The organism is Anaerozeibacter quisquiliarum, from assembly GCF_051162045.1.
In the GTDB taxonomy this organism is placed as follows: domain Bacteria; phylum Bacillota; class Clostridia; order Christensenellales; family Aristaeellaceae; genus Anaerozeibacter; species Anaerozeibacter quisquiliarum.
In genome coordinates, this window is the sequence record NZ_JBISDI010000036.1 from 25,372 (window position 1) to 40,283 (window position 14,912).

The window sequence follows — 14,912 nt, forward strand, 5'->3', positions numbered from 1 at the left end:
CAAAGTAGTCCAGAAACAAGGTGGCCCGCATGCTATACAGCCACGGGCCACCGATATGCAGCGCAAATCCTATTTCGGCGATCATTCGGCGAAGGTCTGGTCCTCCGACTCCTCCGAGTCCTCCGTCTCCTCGCCCAGCAAGAAAAAATCACGCGCGAGCCTCATGGCCTTCGCGCCGTCCTTTGCATTCAGGCGGGCGAGATCGCTGTCGTCCAAGCTGTTGTCCACCTTAATCGCGGCGCGCTTGAACAGCGCGAACTGACAGAACGGGTCGAGCTCCTGGCTCACTACACCGCCCAGCAGACCGTACTTCTCCCGGCCGCGGCCCAGTGACACGATGTCCTCCACCGTCAGCGCGTCGAAATCATAGCGGATTTCTGAAACTCTTTTGCCGTTCACCATAATCGGTGCCGACAACCTCAAAACGCCGTTGTTGTTCATACGTCCTCCTTAATCCAGGAAACCCCGAACCGGTTTCCCGCTATCTACACCGTTAATTCGGTAGATAAAATTGTTCTTGTCGATTAGCACGGTCTCAACGCCATCCACATATTCCTCATACCGGGCTACTTCGTAGGTGGCGCTGCCCTCGACAGCACTCGCATTCTCCAGACTACCGCCGCCGGTACTCTTTAGAAAGCAGGTGATGAAGATCTTGACACTCTGAGGCTGCACACCGCCCTCGCCGTCAAAGACGTCCTGCACCGTCCGCAGCTCGATGCTGTGCTTGCCGGGCCGCATCAAATGTGCCCGACCGGAACCGATACCCTGATAGTTCAACGTCAGCTCGGCGCTCTCGATCTGTGCTGTGCTGGGCACGTCCAGGGTGCCCATGACGCCAGCACCTCTTACCTCGGTTGTGGCATTGGAAAACTCGGGGAGATCAGCCGAGACATAGCCCTTGATTTCCACGCCGTCGTCGATGCACTTCTGGGCGATGATGTTCAGTTTCTTGTCCATTCTCTTTCCTCCCTCAACCGACCAACCGGGGCAGGCCCTCGTCGGTATAGCTCAGCACGGCGGTGATCAGGCTCAGCGGCGGCGTGCTGGTGGCGCGCAGTTTGAACTTGATCCGGCCGTTGACCAGATCATCATCATTCTGCACAACCGAATCCGGCTCGGCGGCGGCGTACAGCAGCGCGCCCCTAGTCACTAGGCTATCAAGCCACTTATTCACGTCCACCAGGATCGCGTCCAATCGGTTCCTGGTCATCGGCTTGCTGATGTCGTCGAAGTAGCGCTGCGTGAACGTGTTCAGCACGTAGTACAACATGCGGATGCCGCTGTCAAAGATCGACCGCTTGTCCACATTCTGAGCGTCGTCCGCATACGAGCCGGTGTGGCAGCCCCACAATCTCCATTTGCCGCCCCAGCGCAGCATAGTCGCGATACCGGCCGCCTTGATCTTGTCCGCCAGGTCGATATCCAGCAGGATATCGGTGCCGTCGGCCAAGCACACACCGTCGATGTCAAGTTCCTTGTTGTCCGCGGTCTCCATGGGGATGCCGCCGTTCGCCGCATCCGCCTGCATCAGCGCAACCGTGCGCAGCACAGACCCGAAGTATTTCACGCCGTTCTTCTTGCCAATCGGCCACGAAGGCAGGTCCATCTCGCCGGTCAACCCTGCGGCGTTCTTGCCGGTGATCGCGGCGGGCACGTCCTTGTTGGTCGCCGAGGATACGTCACTCATCACGACCGCGAAGAATCGCCCAGATACCGCCTGGCTGATCGTAGTCAGCGCGGCGTGTACGCCGACGTCACCACCAAAGTTTGGCGCGCATAGGAAGGCCGGCACCACGCCCAGTGTCTGGTAGGTGTAATGGATCGCCTGCACGCCCGTCTTCACGCCAGCGTCGGTGGTGGTGCCAACGATGTCGTCCGCGTCGATCCCACTGACTACCGCCTTTTTGTAGGTCAGCGCCAAGGGCGAGGTTAGCGTTCCGCCCATATCGGTAATCTTGATCTTGCGGATATCGCCGTCGTAGCGTATTTGCACGTTGGCATTCTCTGGAATGCCTGTTAACGTGCTGATCACGCAATCCTGATCGTCGATGTAACCCACGCCGCCGCGCAGCATCACCGATACGCTGGTATTCTCCGATGCAGTTGCTCCGCTGGCTTCCGGATCGTACACGTTGATGCATACAATGGGGCCAACAGGCTTGACCTTGTTTTTGAAGTGGGCGGCCATCGCCATGCACAGGTCGTACTTCGCGAAGTCATCCGCGTAGCCCAGCTTGCGCACGCCGTCCTCGTATCCAGTGATCAGCACCGGCTTGTTTATAGGCGCAGGTTCAGTCGCCAGATGCAAGGGCGCAATGCCCACGTACACCGGTACATTGTCTAGGGTCTGCGGCGCGGTCAGGATGGTCGGCCCCAACTCACCTTGTACGCCGTACTTGTTCGCCATGAATTTCATCCTCCTCAATTCAGTAGGTCGTTCACAACCTTAGCCCGGTCTCCGTACTGGTAGGAAAACGTGCATTGCACCCAGCCGAAGTAGTACGGTCGCAGGTCGGTGAAGTTGGAGTCGTACACCCCATAGTGCAGTTCATCGTCCAGTGTCATGCCACCAGCGTACGCAATCGATCGAAGGTGTCCGATGACCGTATCGATCATCGTCGTCAGCGCGCGCCATCCGTCGCCGTTTAGGTCGGTAACCGAGACCCCTTCTCCTTCGACGTCACGCGTGCCAGGGTCCCACGCCATCAAGATCAGCACCACGGGCAGGTTGCCCTCTCCGGCCTTCTCGCTGCACTCGCCGGGCATGACGGTGATCGAAGGTGCGCGGTAGTATTGCTCATTGGTCAACGCTCCACCAATGGGAATGTAAACTGCGTTAACGGATGGCGGCGCGTACTCAAGCAGTGTCGCGTCGTCGTCGCCCGGGCGCTTCATGCTCAGATGGCGCGTGCCATCCTCAAGACACGCCACCAAGGCGTCGATGCGTCCTTCAAGCGTCATACCGTGCATCACCCCTTCATGCTTTCAAACTGCGCCACGAACTCGTCGAGCAGCTTTTGCCCGATCGCCTGCGTCAGCGTCGGCTCCAGTTCTTCGTTGCTTATCATCTGCGGCACAGACAAGCTGTGGATCGGCGCAACCGGCCCGGAATACTTGCCGCCATACCGGTAATCGGGATCGCGCGCTTTCCGGGCTGCCACCTGACTTCCACTCAGTCGATGAAATGGCAACTTGTTTGTGCGCTTGCTGCGCGGGATGAACACCTCAGGCGGCGGCGCAAAGGTCTTGCCATGCCCGCGAAAGATTTCCGTGCTGACGCGGTAATTGTCGCCGCGCGGCGCGTATCGCGGGGAAAATCCGAACTTCTCCAAGGTCAGTGTGCGGCCTGAGAACGTGATCTGTGCGATGGTACCGTCTCCGCCTCCGATTTTCAGCGAAGCGCTCATAGCGGGCCCCTTGGTGTTCGTGCTTTTCACGGCACCAGCGCTGATGTTGTACAACGCGCTCACTTGAGACGCGGCCGTGTCGATGGCGAATTGCTGCGTCGGGGCAAAAGCAAAGGCCAGAGCATTTTTCACGGCGTCTGGCCCAAGTTCGGTCCGTAGTCGCTGCGCGGTCAGGTTCAGCTCGCTGGCGTCAAACTTTAGCGTCACCGGCAAGACCATCACCCCCTGATCTGCGACAGAACCACGCGCACAATCCCTTCGTCGTCGCGCACGTCTTCCACCACGCACATGCGCCCGTCGAACTTCTGCCGGTCGCCGGTTTTCGGCAGCTTGTCAAAATCCTGGGCCTTCGCGTAGTACATGATCTGCGCGCCGCTCATGCCGTGATTGCCGGTACGCCCGGTGCCAAGGCGCGCGTTCAGCTTTTCCAGGGCATCGCCGTCTACGTTTACGGTCATCTTGCGCCCATCAATCTCATGCTCCTCGCCCCATACCTCGAAAAACATATGGTTCGTGGATCGGATCAGGCCCAGGATATTGTCCATGACCGGTTATCCCTTCTTTGCCCTCGATCGTCCGATTCGGGGCTTGTCGTCCTTGTCCAGCTGACGATCGTCAGGCGCTTCCTGATCCTGCGCACCTTCCGGCTCGCAGTCTCTCTGGGCGGTTTCTTCAACCTCGACAGGATCGGCGTCGGCTTGGTAGCTCCCACGCACCGCGCCATTGTCGATCCATATCCTGGCCAGCGCATGGTCATCACAGTCGATGACTTCACCCGGCTTGTGCTGTCGCCCGGCATACAGGATCGGGCGCAACGCGATGTACTTGCTCATGTCGTACCCTCCTACACCGGGTTGGCCAAGCGCACATCGATCATGGCCGCAGCCGCGTCCGCCGGAGCCGCCGCCATACCCGCTACAACAGTCAACGTGTCCTTGGTTGCGGTAACCACTCCATTTGCAGCATCGAAGTACAGCAGCGCACCAGCGGCCACGGCTTCCCCCGCCTTCTTCGGCATGGCGAACACGCCGACAATATGCAGATGGCCCGCACCACCGGCCGGGATTTCATCCGACGCCACGCCCACACCACCAGACACAAGCGCGACTACCTCGCCGCGCTCTACTGCGTTCGTAGCCTTGTATTCAAGAATCTCACCTTCACGCACATAGGTCGCAATCATTGTTTGGTCCTCCTTTCTTTACAGCTCAGAAGGCTGCGCGCCCGGATTCTTGGCCAGGCCGTGGTAGTCCATGACGCTGATGCCCCAGTCCAGGAAGATGCGCCAGGTGAAGCCCAGCACATTCGGTTCCTCGAACCGCTGAATGGTCGGGGTATCCACGCCGTTCAGGTAATCCACTTGGATGGTGTCCACCGAGCCGCCGTCAGCCACCATGAACCATTCATAGCCGCTGCCGCCATTGTCGGAGAGTTGCGAAGACAATTCGGCATCCGAGATCACCTGAATGCCCATTCCCTTGAACGGGTTGCTCATCATAACCTTGGTCTTGTCGGAGAATGCACCGCTCTCCAGCGCGTCGCTGCCCAGCAGCATGACGAAGTAGGTGTACATCTGCGGAGTGCAGATGATGTACCTGGGCTGCACCAGCAAGGTCGACCCGTTGTCGCTTCGCTGGGTCATCATCGCCACCAGCGCTTTGTTGATCGAGGCTACTGTGGGCGCGGCGGCATCCAGCAAGTTCTTGCGGCCGCTCGAGAACAGCGCGGAGCCATCGTAGATCACCGGGTTGGTCGCCAGGATGCTGTACACAGCCCGGTTGATGGTTCTGCGTGCGCTGGCACCGTACCGCGAAGGAATGGTGGTCAGGAAACCGATGTCGTCGTTGATGAATGCCTGACGGGTCATCGTGAACAGGCGCCCGTAAGTGTCCAGGCCGCGGGTGGGCTTGCGGGTGTCCGTGGGCAGATCGTGCTTGATCTCCGCGCCCTCCGGCACCAACAGCAGCTCGCCAGCATCACCGGCCACCCAGCGCGATTGCGTCTTTTTGAAATCGCCCAAGCTGCCGCGCTGCGTCCACTTGTCGAATGTCACCGGGGCGGTGCGCAGGCCGGCCGCATAGGCGCGCTCAACGGTCTGATCCATGATCGCAGGGAACGCGCTTGACGGGTTGTAGAAAGACCGAAGCAGATCTTCATCGCTCATGCGGTAAGCAGCATCATTGTTCTGGGTGCGCGCGGCGACCTCCACCGCCATGTCGCGCAGTCGGCGGGAGCGCAGCTGCTGCGCGCCATCTGCGGGTTTCTCAACCTGCACGCCGCCGCGCATCAGTAGCGCGTCGATTGCCGCAGAGCGGAATTTGTCACCCTCATCCTGGGTCACCCCGCCGCCGGCGCCGATCGGCGCACGACTGCGCATCAGTTCGTCCATCACAGCCGCGCGCGCCTGATCCATGGTAGCGCCGCTCTTGATGTGTTGGTCGGGATCAATGCCGAAAGTACGGCACATCTCGGTGATGGCGGCGATGCGCTGTCGCTCGTCCGCGCGCACCTGCGCCGCATCCACGACGGTCGCGCTGCGCTGCGCCTGCGGTTCAGCCGGGGTCGTAGGCGTTGCCGCAGCCTGCGGCTCTACGGGTTGTTCGCCACGACTGGTGTCATTGTTCTCATGCTCGCCCATGATCTTTTCATCCTCCTCAAAATCCATGTCTCGTCCCACACCGACCGTTGCGTCGGCAGGGATACTCACGATAGACACCTCAAATGGTGTCCACTTCCGGGCAATCCGGCAAGGCCCTTTGAATCGACCGTCGACGGACTTTTTGCCTTCTCGTACTTCCTCCCATACATCAACCGCGTACCGTACTGAAACGCCCTTGAGTGTGCCGGAACGTACCTTTTCGGCAATTACCTGGCTTCTCTCGTCTTCATCGAACGTGACCTGCGCTTCACCACGGTTCCCTTCAATGGACACGGAATCGACTCGGCCGATGACGTTGTCTACATCGTGGTTGAACAACATCACACCAATTTCGCTGAGCCTGGACAAGTCAACCGCGCCCTTTTGATGGTCGAGAATCTCCATATAGGACTCAAACCACGATCTTCGCAGGTACGGTTCCTCACTAGAAAAGCTCAATGCAAAAGTGTTGCCCCCAGCTTCCTCACTCCGCGCCCGGATGCCGCAGAGCGTTCTGGTCAGCATCCTATTTCCCGGTTTCTTGGTTGGCATTTTTATCCCCCTCATTTTCGTCGTTCTTGGTGTTCTTTTGCGGCTGTGTGAATAGCGCCTCCAGGCCAAGTTCGGTCATGAACGCCCGTTCCTCCGCGATCTGGACCAGCATCTCTCGCCAGTCGTAGCCAGCTGCGCCCGCGATTTCCCGGAACGTCTTCTGACCTGATTTCATGGCGACCAGATTCGCGCTCGCTTCTTTAAGCGGATCAATCCACGCCTTCCCCTGCGCAACCCATTCGTGGTTCAGGTATTTGCGCTTCTCGTCCCAGAAACCCGGTATGACCAGCGCCCCCGACAAGACCGCCGAAATGAAAAACGTCTCGTAGATTTCAGTCAGCACATGATCGATCAGGCTCTGCTGCTCCATCTTGTAGGTCATGTCGTCCTCGATCAGCCCCTGGCGGGCGGACGAGTAATTGACTTGGCTCATGTCGCGCGATACCGTCTCGTACCCAAGGCCCAGGCCAGCCCCCGCCAGGCGCTGCTGCATTCGGATCATGTCCGCTGCACCCTGACCCTGTCCGGGCGGCTGCACCGACTGGATTTCGTCGCCGGGGCTCAGTTCTTCGATCATGCCGGGAGTTATCCGTTTCCCGTCATACCCGCTGGGCTTATCGCGCAATGGCCGCATTGTGCCGCTGCGTCCGTATCCCCCAGTGGGCAGCGCACGCTTAATGAACACCGCCAGGCACGCCGCAATGCGCTCTTTGACCGACACCGCCTCGATGAATTCCTCACTGTCTCGCAGTCGCGGGATCGTTGCGGTCAGCTCGGACATCTCCCGGATCTGGCTCGGACGGGTTTTGTGGTAGTAGTAGATCACGTCTTGGGCGGGTAGTCTCACTGGTTTGATCGGCGTCAACCCGTCGCCCGCATACTCGCGCACCCAATAGGCCACAGGCTGGTTCCATCGGTTCACTTCCACGCCGCCTTCAACACGGTTGTTGCTGCCAGGCGCGCACAGCACATCGCCGCAGAGCTCGTCCACTTCCAGCAGTTGCAGGCAGAACGGCACCTTCCGGCCATGTATGTACCGCTTTACAATGACGATCGCCCCGTCTACCACCTTGCGCCGAACGATCATCTGGCAAATCTCATCAAACGTCTGCATACCGGTCACGTCGCAGTTACGCGCCTTGCGCCACTCGCAAAACAACTCATCCACTTGATCGTCCAGATTGTCGTCTCCCGTGTGAGGCTGCAGCTGCAAACCCCAGCCCACCACATTTCGCTCCATCGTCCGAAGGATTGCGCCCAGCATGTCGCTGTTGCGTTCCATATCCCTCGCGCGCGCCCGAATGATGTCGCGGTATGGGCCGTCCGTCATGCTGGCAGCCTGGTTACCCACGCGCCACCCGCTGTTTATGCGATCAGATTTGCCGGCATCGTAGTTGCGCATCTCGTCGGCGGCGATGCGCCAGGCGGCCCTCTCGTATGACCACTTGGGTGATATCGCGGCTATCGCGTTGTCGATCCATCCCATCCACATCACCGCCCGTCAAAGAATGCCACGTAAGCGCCGCCAAGCAAGTCAGGCACGCTCGCCTCCGCGATCAGCTCCATGGCCAACTCGTTTTTCAGCGCCCGCAGTTTCTCAATGTCCTGGAACTGTACCTGCCGCCCACCAATCTGCAGGTAGCTTACCTTCCCGCATGCGATGGCGATGATAGCCTGCCGCACCGCCTCGTAAGCATCTTGTGTACTCATCGCCTCCAGGCTTCGAGTTTGTCCGAACTGATCCATTCTTCATCAACCCGCTCATCCGAAGATGGTCTCGCGGGTTCCTCCTCTCCGTCGTCCAGCGACCTCACCCCCAACACGTCGGCAGCCGCGAAGGCGTACACCTCCGCGTCGAGATAGTGATTGTCACCCCTGGTCGTCTTGGGTTGCCATTTCAGCCGTCCCGATCTGTCTGCTACCCGGTGTTCCGCGGTTACCTGCCGGGCGTATTCCATGTCGCAACCTGCGTGGACCATCCACGACCCAACGCCCACCGGCCTGTTCAGTCGAGATGCGATCGTGGTCTTGTATTTATCGCCATCCACAAACACCAGCGGGTATCCGTTCGCCACCGATGGAGATCGGTCGATTTTGCTGATTCGGAAGTTGTTGCCGGTCAGCTCCCTCGACGATCCTTTGACCGGCGTTGCCCATTCCTGATTGGCGAAGCAAAACTCATATACCGTGTCGGTCTGGTCACCGGAGTCTACCAAGCACAGTTCCACCAGCCATTCCTCGCCGTTCGCCTTGCGGTACGTCTGGTTCATAACGGTCACGATGTCTTTCAGACTGAACGCCTGGCCGCATGCGATGCACTGCGACGTAATCCCGGATCCCCAAGCCCTGATCGTCCAGTACAGCGACTGCTCCTGTACGTCCACGCCACCGGTGAGAAACTGCGCCCATTCCGGTACTTCCCACTTGGGCGATTCGGTCTGGTGGCTCAGCACCATGTCGTCGGTGGTACTGATACGCGTATCTTCCCATGGCTCGGCCAGCCACGAGTTGACGAAGTTCTGCAACGATGCCGGATCATCCTTGCTGCTTAAAAACTCGCGGACGATGCTTGACCAGGACACAAAGGGCGAGTACAACGTATTCATCCAGAACGCCACTTTGATCGGATGATCGTTGCTCCCGCTCACAGCCTTCCAGCACCCGCCGCGCAATGCGGTGATCTTCTGCGCGTCGGTGATTCCTGCTTCGCAGTGCTGACAAAAGTACATAGCCTCGCGCGCCCGCTCGGCATAGGTTCCGCCATCAGGGAACCGGATCTGCTTGAATAGCAGTTCGATCATCTGTCCGCAATGAGGGCAGGGCACGAAGTAATGCCGGATCACGTCGGCATCCTCCATGGCCTTCCAGATGTTCCCGGTTTTCAACGTAGGCGTGCTGGTGTAAAAAATCTTGCGATTGTCGAACGTCTTGGACCGTTCGCGCGCCAGCTTGATCGGCGTACCCTCGCGCGCAGAACCGGCCGGGTACTTATCCACCTCGTCCATGAACACATATCGCCGCGGGTGAGAGGATAAGCCGACCGGCGAGTTGGTGCCAGCTAGGTTGATGATCATGCTGTCGCATTGCAACTCCAGAAGTTGCGATGCGTCCTCATGAAAAAGCGCCCGCAGTTCGGGCGTCGATCGGATCATCGGTTGTATTCGGTTCTTGCTCACCGACGCGGCCAGCGGATCTGTCGGATAGACGATCATCGCTGATCCGGGATCCATCATGATACAGTATCCCAAGATGTTGTGAATTACTTCCGTGGCGCCGACCTGTGTCGGCTTGCAGAACGCGATCTCCTGCACGCCCGGTTCGTTCATGGCGTTCATTATCTCCACCAGGTAGGGCGTGACCGCGTTCGACCACCTGCCGGGGATCGCGCTGGTCTTGTCGTCCAAGTATCGGTATCGCTCGGCCCACTCGGACACTTTTAGCCGTTCTGGCGGTGCAAGGGATTTCAGTGCGCGGGATATGTATGCGGGCCACTCATTTGCCATCGTAGGCACCGTCCATGCTCATCTGGCTCAGCGCGCCGCCGACGATATCCATCAACCGCCCCTCCAACTCGCTGGCCTCCGCCACGCCGATCACGTGGCTCAACTCGCCCGCGACCCTCCTCGGGATCATAAGCGCCGACTTTTTGAACACGATAAAAAATTCTGCCAAGTTCCGCTCTACCTCTGTGCGCTCGACATACTTCTTCGCGTTCTGCTCGTTCCTGAACCGGGCGAGCTCGGCCTGCTCAGTCTTGATCTCCAGCTCCTTGCGCAACTTCTGCTGCTTTAGTGATACCGCTTCGCGATCCGCGGATCCTTCCGCGCCGATGTGCCCGAGCCATGCGAGTACGTCGACAAAATCCCATTTGCCTGGGCCCTTCTTCGGGATGCCGTTCTTCCCCCATTCGGTCAGCGTCTTCCTGGTGGTGGGCAGCACCTTGCAGAGCCAGTCGGTTGTCACGATGATCCGGCCATCCTCGACCCACAACTTCTCACGCTCAGCCACAGCCACACCTCCCCACATGTTACTATTTTTTTAATTTTTTCGACCGCCCGAGAGTCGGGCTCGCGAGACGACCCGCGCGGCGGGGGTAGGCCGGAAGGACCCGACCAAAGTCTGTTGTGTTTGTTCGTCTCGTTGCCGCCGGCCTCCCCGCCTGGCCTCAGGCCGCAGCGCAGCCGAGCTCGCGCCTCCAAGTAGGTCGTGTGCTTGCCTGATGCTGTTGATCGGTCAACTCAGCATCAGCGCATATCATCGTTGGGTACACAAAAGGCGAGCTGGATAAGCGCTATTGCTCTTGTCCTTCTCGCCTGATGATAGCAGTATATCACATAATGGTTGGAGTATGTTGGAGTTTTATGGAGTGTTTTGGAGTAAGTTGGAGTGTTTAGGAAAGTAAAATTCTTCGAGATTTTCAATCGCAGCGTTGCGCATAGAGCAAATCGTTCTTCTATCTTTGTCCATAACCTCGGCTATGGCTGCATCGCTCATGGCGTTGCAGTAGTAATCTCGAAGGATCGCTCTCGCCATGCCGTTGGGGTGCAAGAGAATCAGTTCGTCTGCTTGGTGCTTGATATCAACACTCGCCTGTTCCTGCCGTTCGAGCGCCCCGTTGTATCCGTCGTAATGCTGGCCTTGCATTCCGCCAACGTTGTTTGTGCCACGGCCTACGTCTACCCGGTCCTTCATGTAGTCTGGCACATAGCGCTGCCCTTTCGCGGTCGGATAGCATTTGCCAACACCATATCCTTTCGGCGAGCCATCGCTCATCGAACGATCCCGCTGCCTTCGGATTGCTCCGAGCTCCAATTCCACCGTCTTCCGGGCATCGAGCAGCTTACGAGCCGAATCATACAGCCATTCCATGTTTTTCCCCTCCCATCGGTCGACCGTTACAACGTTACAAGCGTAACAGCGTTTTCTATGTGGATATTATTTATATATATTTATATTACCCTCTATATCTTGTTACACTTGTTACGCTGTAACAGATATAGAGAAAACCCAATGAATACCTACACTTCCCACCGTTACAACCACCGTTACAAACCGTAACAGACTTCGGTCTAAAATGGCAGTTCATCGTCGTCTTCCTCCTCATTTTCTGTTGTTTCCACTTTATTAACGTCTTTTTTGATCCAGCAGCGCTGCGGACCGTAACAACGGTCCATGCCGTGCTGTCTCGACGGCTTCGCTTCTTTGTGCCATCCGGGCATTCCCTGCATGATTATCCCGATCTCGGTGCTCTCTTTTTTGTCGTCGCGTAGGTTCTCAATATTTGGGTACAGGGCCTTTACGCGCAACTCCTGAACGAACACCCGCTCTCCGATCGCCTTCCTGCTCAAATACTCTTCGATCACACCAATTCGCCAATCGTCCTCGACCGCCTCGGCCTGCCTGTCTCTGATCTCCTCGATCAGTCTAATGTCAGCCTTTGGCGACATAAATGGCGTGTCCAGTTTTGCCTTTGCCTCGGCCCAGCATTGCAAGATATACGCCTTGCACTCTGCCTCGCGCGCATACAGTTCATAGGCGCTTTGGTGAACGTCCACAGGGTAAAACCGACGTCCGCCTGTTTTGTCTACCAAGAACTGCCGCTTGTTGGTTGTCCCGATGAAAATACACTGGCGCGGATGGTCCATGGTGTGTTCGTCGTATGGGTGACGGCACCGGTCGACTTGGCGGGATAGGAATGCCTTGATCGCCTCGGTTTCGCGCGCACGTGTGAAGGCCAGCAACTCACCTACCTCGCAAATCCATGATCCCAAGATTTCCTCGATGCCGCGCTGTCCGTCGAATTCCTTGACGTCGGTGTAAAACCTATCCTCAATTGCGAGCCAGTGAACAAGGGTTGTCTTTCCCTCGCCCTGGTTGGTGCCCACCAGCACCACCATGTCGTCGAATTTGCAGCCCGGTCGGTACAGACGATTTACCCCACCCGCAAAAATTAGCCGGGAGCACTCGCGTACATAGGGTGTATCGTCACATTTCATCCATTCTGTGAGGAATCGTTCTATTCGATCTTCCCCGTCCCATTCGAGCTTGCCAACGATCTGGCGCACCGGATGATATCGGCGCTCCGAGAACAGAACGCGGCGAGCCAGCTTAAACTTCACATGATCAAACAGACCATATGAGTTTTCGATGTAATTTATCGCCCGTGCGTCGTCTTCTCCCGTCCATGGCCGAGCCGGCCCGTCGTTTGAAGTCTCCGGCGCACATTTAAGTTCATTATACCGAACACCGGCAAAGTACGCGTCATGCCGCATTGCAACAAGGAAATTCTCGACAGTCTTTTTCGGATTCCCCCACTTATCTGTTTCCATGACCGTTTCGACTGGCGCCGGACACATCGGCTCGTCGTCCATCTCGAACGACGGATCAAATTGGTCGTCATACACGTTTCTTTCTCACCTCGATCCACTTGGTCTGTGCGTCCTCAAGGTCTATTCTTGCGTTATCTATCCTGCTGACCGCCCACCGCCAGAGCACCGAGAATGGTTCAGTGCTGTACAGTAGGCGGTCGAACAGCAGCCATCGGTCATGTGCGCGCCAGTAGTTTGATTCGGCCAGCATCAGAGCCTTGCGGCGCGCGGAACGCCGGGCAGCGAGCGCACTCGCCCGCTGCCGCATCGCATCATCTGGTGGCGCGTCAATCGGAATTCCCAGCGCGAAATCGGCGTTAATCATCGTAGCCGCCGCCCAGAAATCCACACCAAACAGCGCCATGACGAAGTCGATCTGGTCGCCGTGGGCGTGGCAACCGAAGCATGTGAAGCCGTCCGAAAACAACTTCATGCTGGGCGTTTTATCAGCGTGGAATGGGCAGCACACCATTACGGCATTTTGTCGGGCAGCGGAAACGCCGTATCGGTCTGCGAGGTCGCGCATGTCCAGCGCGCACTTGATGGCGTCTGCTATGGCGGCGCGGGTCATATTGAGCAACCTTTCGATGTCTTATTGCGACTGCGCTTCTTTCTGCCGTCATTCCGATCACAGTCGAACACCGATCCTCCGCGTGATTCTCCCGTGTCATACAGGTAATCGCAGAGCCCGTTTCTCCCGTTGTACGTCTTCCAGTGCTGACAACCCAGGCAGTGTTTTTTCGCCGCGCGCTCGTAGCCCGGGTCGCACGGCCTCAAGTGTGCCGGCACCCGTCATCCCTCCCTGTGTGTGCTGCGCTCCACTTCGAACCCGTCCGGGTAGCGGCGCCTGAGCTTGTCCACGTTGTGCTGGGCGATGTCTTCAAGCGTTACGCCCAGCCCCGCCGCCAATTCAGCCAGGTACCACAGCACATCGCCCGCCTCGTCGATCAGCTTGTTCTGGTCGAACACATGCCCCTGGTAGTCGTACTTCTTGAGGCAATCGATCAGCTCGCCCGCCTCGCCGCACAGCCCCATCGCCGCGCAATGGATCTTCCGCATGGGCGTGTCCGTGTTGCTGGTGCGCTGGGCGAGCGCTTGGTATTCGTTCAGTGTCATGCCGATTCTCCTTCCTGCACGCCATCGCGCGTAACGTCGCTCAGATACTCGTAGACCGCCACCAGCAGCTTATCCATAAGCGGATGCTGGTGTTTCTGCGACAGCAGCATCATATCGTCAGCGGCCCGCTGCCAATAGTCCTTGTCAGCGAGGTCCGGGACTTGGCGCGCCTGCAAGAACTGGAACGCCGCCACAAACACGTCGCGCAGCTTATCATCCATTTTCGGCAGTTTTCCCGTCATACTGTTCACCTCCCAGCAGTTCAGTAATGCGTCGTCCGGTCGCGCGCTTATCGCAGAACTCAAACTGCACACCATACCGTCCGGCCAGCGTACACAGCACCTTGCACAGCCTTTCGCCCGACATGGCCAGCGGCGAGGCTTTAAGCCGCGGGTTGTTCCATTTGATCACGTCGGCCATAGATTTGATCTGCCCGCCGTGCTCGCACAGGACGATCAGCTTGATGCCGTATGCCTGCGCACGCTTCAACTCGTCTGTGAACCGCTTGTGCTGCTGGCAGACGTTCCCGACCAACTCCTGCAGGTTCTGCTTGCGGTCGATCACCAGACGCGGATTGTCAAGGTTCATGTAGTCGCCCACCGGCAATTTGCTGGTGAAGTGGGTTATCCCGCCCTTGTCAAAGTGGTCGAGTATGCGCGTGATTGCGCGCGGCTTCTCACGCGAATCGATCTGGATGGTCATGTAGCGCCCTTGTATGATATACACGTGGCAGAGACCGCGTGAGATCATACGCTCCTTTCACAAAATCTGCTACGATGGGATGGAGGCTGTGAACGGTATATGTGCCTTGCGGCCAGACCGCTATAA

At 58.0% G+C, this 14,912-nt stretch carries 19 protein-coding genes; all 19 read right to left on the reverse strand.

Features of this window, described 5'->3' with window-relative positions; all coding sequences use genetic code 11:
* Positions 1-81: 81 nt before the first annotated feature.
* Positions 82-441, reverse strand: a complete 360-nt coding sequence (locus ACH6CV_RS14460) for a hypothetical protein (RefSeq protein WP_456358915.1) — start codon at positions 439-441, stop codon at positions 82-84.
* Between the two features lie 9 nt (positions 442-450).
* Positions 451-960 carry a phage major tail tube protein gene (locus ACH6CV_RS14465; protein WP_456358916.1) on the reverse strand — a complete coding sequence of 170 codons (510 nt, stop codon included), beginning with the start codon at positions 958-960 and terminating at the stop codon, positions 451-453.
* A gap of 13 nt (positions 961-973) precedes the next feature.
* Positions 974-2,410, reverse strand: a complete 1,437-nt coding sequence (locus ACH6CV_RS14470) for a phage tail sheath protein (RefSeq protein ID WP_456358917.1) — start codon at positions 2,408-2,410, stop codon at positions 974-976.
* Positions 2,411-2,424: 14 nt separating this feature from the next.
* Positions 2,425-2,964: a hypothetical protein gene (locus ACH6CV_RS14475; protein ID WP_456358918.1), complete on the reverse strand. Its 540-nt coding sequence runs from the start codon at positions 2,962-2,964 to the stop codon at positions 2,425-2,427.
* A gap of 8 nt (positions 2,965-2,972) precedes the next feature.
* Positions 2,973-3,623, reverse strand: a complete 651-nt coding sequence (locus tag ACH6CV_RS14480; RefSeq protein WP_456358919.1) for a hypothetical protein — start codon at positions 3,621-3,623, stop codon at positions 2,973-2,975.
* 5 nt (positions 3,624-3,628) lie between these two features.
* The gene (locus ACH6CV_RS14485) at positions 3,629-3,955 is read right to left on the reverse strand and encodes a hypothetical protein (RefSeq protein WP_456358920.1); all 327 of its coding nucleotides are present in this window, start codon (positions 3,953-3,955) and stop codon (positions 3,629-3,631) included.
* 6 nt (positions 3,956-3,961) lie between these two features.
* Positions 3,962-4,243, reverse strand: a complete 282-nt coding sequence (locus tag ACH6CV_RS14490; protein WP_456358921.1) for a hypothetical protein — start codon at positions 4,241-4,243, stop codon at positions 3,962-3,964.
* Between the two features lie 11 nt (positions 4,244-4,254).
* Entirely contained in the window at positions 4,255-4,593 is a 339-nt protein-coding gene (locus ACH6CV_RS14495; RefSeq protein ID WP_456358922.1) for a capsid cement protein, read from the reverse strand.
* A gap of 18 nt (positions 4,594-4,611) precedes the next feature.
* Positions 4,612-6,453 carry a phage major capsid protein gene (locus ACH6CV_RS14500; RefSeq protein WP_456358923.1) on the reverse strand — a complete coding sequence of 614 codons (1,842 nt, stop codon included), beginning with the start codon at positions 6,451-6,453 and terminating at the stop codon, positions 4,612-4,614.
* A gap of 121 nt (positions 6,454-6,574) precedes the next feature.
* The gene (locus ACH6CV_RS14505) at positions 6,575-8,086 is read right to left on the reverse strand and encodes a phage portal protein (RefSeq protein ID WP_456358924.1); all 1,512 of its coding nucleotides are present in this window, start codon (positions 8,084-8,086) and stop codon (positions 6,575-6,577) included.
* Between the two features lie 5 nt (positions 8,087-8,091).
* Positions 8,092-8,310 carry a hypothetical protein gene (locus ACH6CV_RS14510; RefSeq protein ID WP_456358925.1) on the reverse strand — a complete coding sequence of 73 codons (219 nt, stop codon included), beginning with the start codon at positions 8,308-8,310 and terminating at the stop codon, positions 8,092-8,094.
* Positions 8,307-10,004, reverse strand: coding sequence for a terminase gpA endonuclease subunit (locus tag ACH6CV_RS14515; RefSeq protein WP_456358926.1), 1,698 nt, complete (start codon positions 10,002-10,004; stop codon positions 8,307-8,309). Before ACH6CV_RS14515 ends, ACH6CV_RS14510 begins: the two co-directional genes overlap by 4 nt.
* 88 nt (positions 10,005-10,092) lie before the next feature.
* Positions 10,093-10,608 carry a hypothetical protein gene (locus ACH6CV_RS14520; RefSeq protein ID WP_456358927.1) on the reverse strand — a complete coding sequence of 172 codons (516 nt, stop codon included), beginning with the start codon at positions 10,606-10,608 and terminating at the stop codon, positions 10,093-10,095.
* Positions 10,609-10,959: 351 nt separating this feature from the next.
* Positions 10,960-11,469 carry a hypothetical protein gene (locus ACH6CV_RS14525; RefSeq protein ID WP_456358928.1) on the reverse strand — a complete coding sequence of 170 codons (510 nt, stop codon included), beginning with the start codon at positions 11,467-11,469 and terminating at the stop codon, positions 10,960-10,962.
* Positions 11,470-11,669: 200 nt separating this feature from the next.
* Positions 11,670-13,004 carry a VapE domain-containing protein gene (locus ACH6CV_RS14530; protein WP_456358929.1) on the reverse strand — a complete coding sequence of 445 codons (1,335 nt, stop codon included), beginning with the start codon at positions 13,002-13,004 and terminating at the stop codon, positions 11,670-11,672.
* Positions 12,997-13,539 (reverse strand): CHC2 zinc finger domain-containing protein, encoded by a 543-nt coding sequence (locus ACH6CV_RS14535; RefSeq protein ID WP_456358930.1) that lies wholly within the window; start codon positions 13,537-13,539, stop codon positions 12,997-12,999. The genes ACH6CV_RS14530 and ACH6CV_RS14535 overlap by 8 nt, the downstream gene beginning before the upstream one ends.
* Before the next feature lie 221 nt (positions 13,540-13,760).
* Complete coding sequence (locus tag ACH6CV_RS14540) at positions 13,761-14,084, reverse strand: nucleoside triphosphate pyrophosphohydrolase family protein (protein ID WP_456358931.1); 324 nt, start codon at positions 14,082-14,084, stop codon at positions 13,761-13,763.
* Positions 14,081-14,326, reverse strand: a complete 246-nt coding sequence (locus ACH6CV_RS14545; RefSeq protein ID WP_456358932.1) for a hypothetical protein — start codon at positions 14,324-14,326, stop codon at positions 14,081-14,083. Before ACH6CV_RS14545 ends, ACH6CV_RS14540 begins: the two co-directional genes overlap by 4 nt.
* Positions 14,298-14,786 (reverse strand): ERCC4 domain-containing protein, encoded by a 489-nt coding sequence (locus ACH6CV_RS14550; RefSeq protein WP_456358933.1) that lies wholly within the window; start codon positions 14,784-14,786, stop codon positions 14,298-14,300. Before ACH6CV_RS14550 ends, ACH6CV_RS14545 begins: the two co-directional genes overlap by 29 nt.
* Between the last annotated feature and the right edge of the window lie 126 nt (positions 14,787-14,912).

What these genes read in the sequence shown, in the direction of transcription:
- ACH6CV_RS14460 (WP_456358915.1), bottom strand. Translation starts at nt 441, where the DNA reads ATGAACAACAACGGCGTTTTGAGGTTGTCGGCACCGATTATGGTGAAC.
- ACH6CV_RS14465 (WP_456358916.1), bottom strand. Translation starts at nt 960, where the DNA reads ATGGACAAGAAACTGAACATCATCGCCCAGAAGTGCATCGACGACGGC.
- ACH6CV_RS14470 (WP_456358917.1), bottom strand. Translation starts at nt 2,410, where the DNA reads ATGGCGAACAAGTACGGCGTACAAGGTGAGTTGGGGCCGACCATCCTG.
- ACH6CV_RS14475 (WP_456358918.1), bottom strand. Translation starts at nt 2,964, where the DNA reads ATGACGCTTGAAGGACGCATCGACGCCTTGGTGGCGTGTCTTGAGGAT.
- ACH6CV_RS14485 (WP_456358920.1), bottom strand. Translation starts at nt 3,955, where the DNA reads ATGGACAATATCCTGGGCCTGATCCGATCCACGAACCATATGTTTTTC.
- ACH6CV_RS14490 (WP_456358921.1), bottom strand. Translation starts at nt 4,243, where the DNA reads ATGAGCAAGTACATCGCGTTGCGCCCGATCCTGTATGCCGGGCGACAG.
- ACH6CV_RS14495 (WP_456358922.1), bottom strand. Translation starts at nt 4,593, where the DNA reads ATGATTGCGACCTATGTGCGTGAAGGTGAGATTCTTGAATACAAGGCT.
- ACH6CV_RS14500 (WP_456358923.1), bottom strand. Translation starts at nt 6,453, where the DNA reads ATGGAGATTCTCGACCATCAAAAGGGCGCGGTTGACTTGTCCAGGCTC.
- ACH6CV_RS14505 (WP_456358924.1), bottom strand. Translation starts at nt 8,086, where the DNA reads ATGGGATGGATCGACAACGCGATAGCCGCGATATCACCCAAGTGGTCA.
- ACH6CV_RS14510 (WP_456358925.1), bottom strand. Translation starts at nt 8,310, where the DNA reads ATGAGTACACAAGATGCTTACGAGGCGGTGCGGCAGGCTATCATCGCC.
- ACH6CV_RS14525 (WP_456358928.1), bottom strand. Translation starts at nt 11,469, where the DNA reads ATGGAATGGCTGTATGATTCGGCTCGTAAGCTGCTCGATGCCCGGAAG.
- ACH6CV_RS14535 (WP_456358930.1), bottom strand. Translation starts at nt 13,539, where the DNA reads ATGACCCGCGCCGCCATAGCAGACGCCATCAAGTGCGCGCTGGACATG.
- ACH6CV_RS14540 (WP_456358931.1), bottom strand. Translation starts at nt 14,084, where the DNA reads ATGACACTGAACGAATACCAAGCGCTCGCCCAGCGCACCAGCAACACG.
- ACH6CV_RS14545 (WP_456358932.1), bottom strand. Translation starts at nt 14,326, where the DNA reads ATGACGGGAAAACTGCCGAAAATGGATGATAAGCTGCGCGACGTGTTT.
- ACH6CV_RS14550 (WP_456358933.1), bottom strand. Translation starts at nt 14,786, where the DNA reads ATGACCATCCAGATCGATTCGCGTGAGAAGCCGCGCGCAATCACGCGC.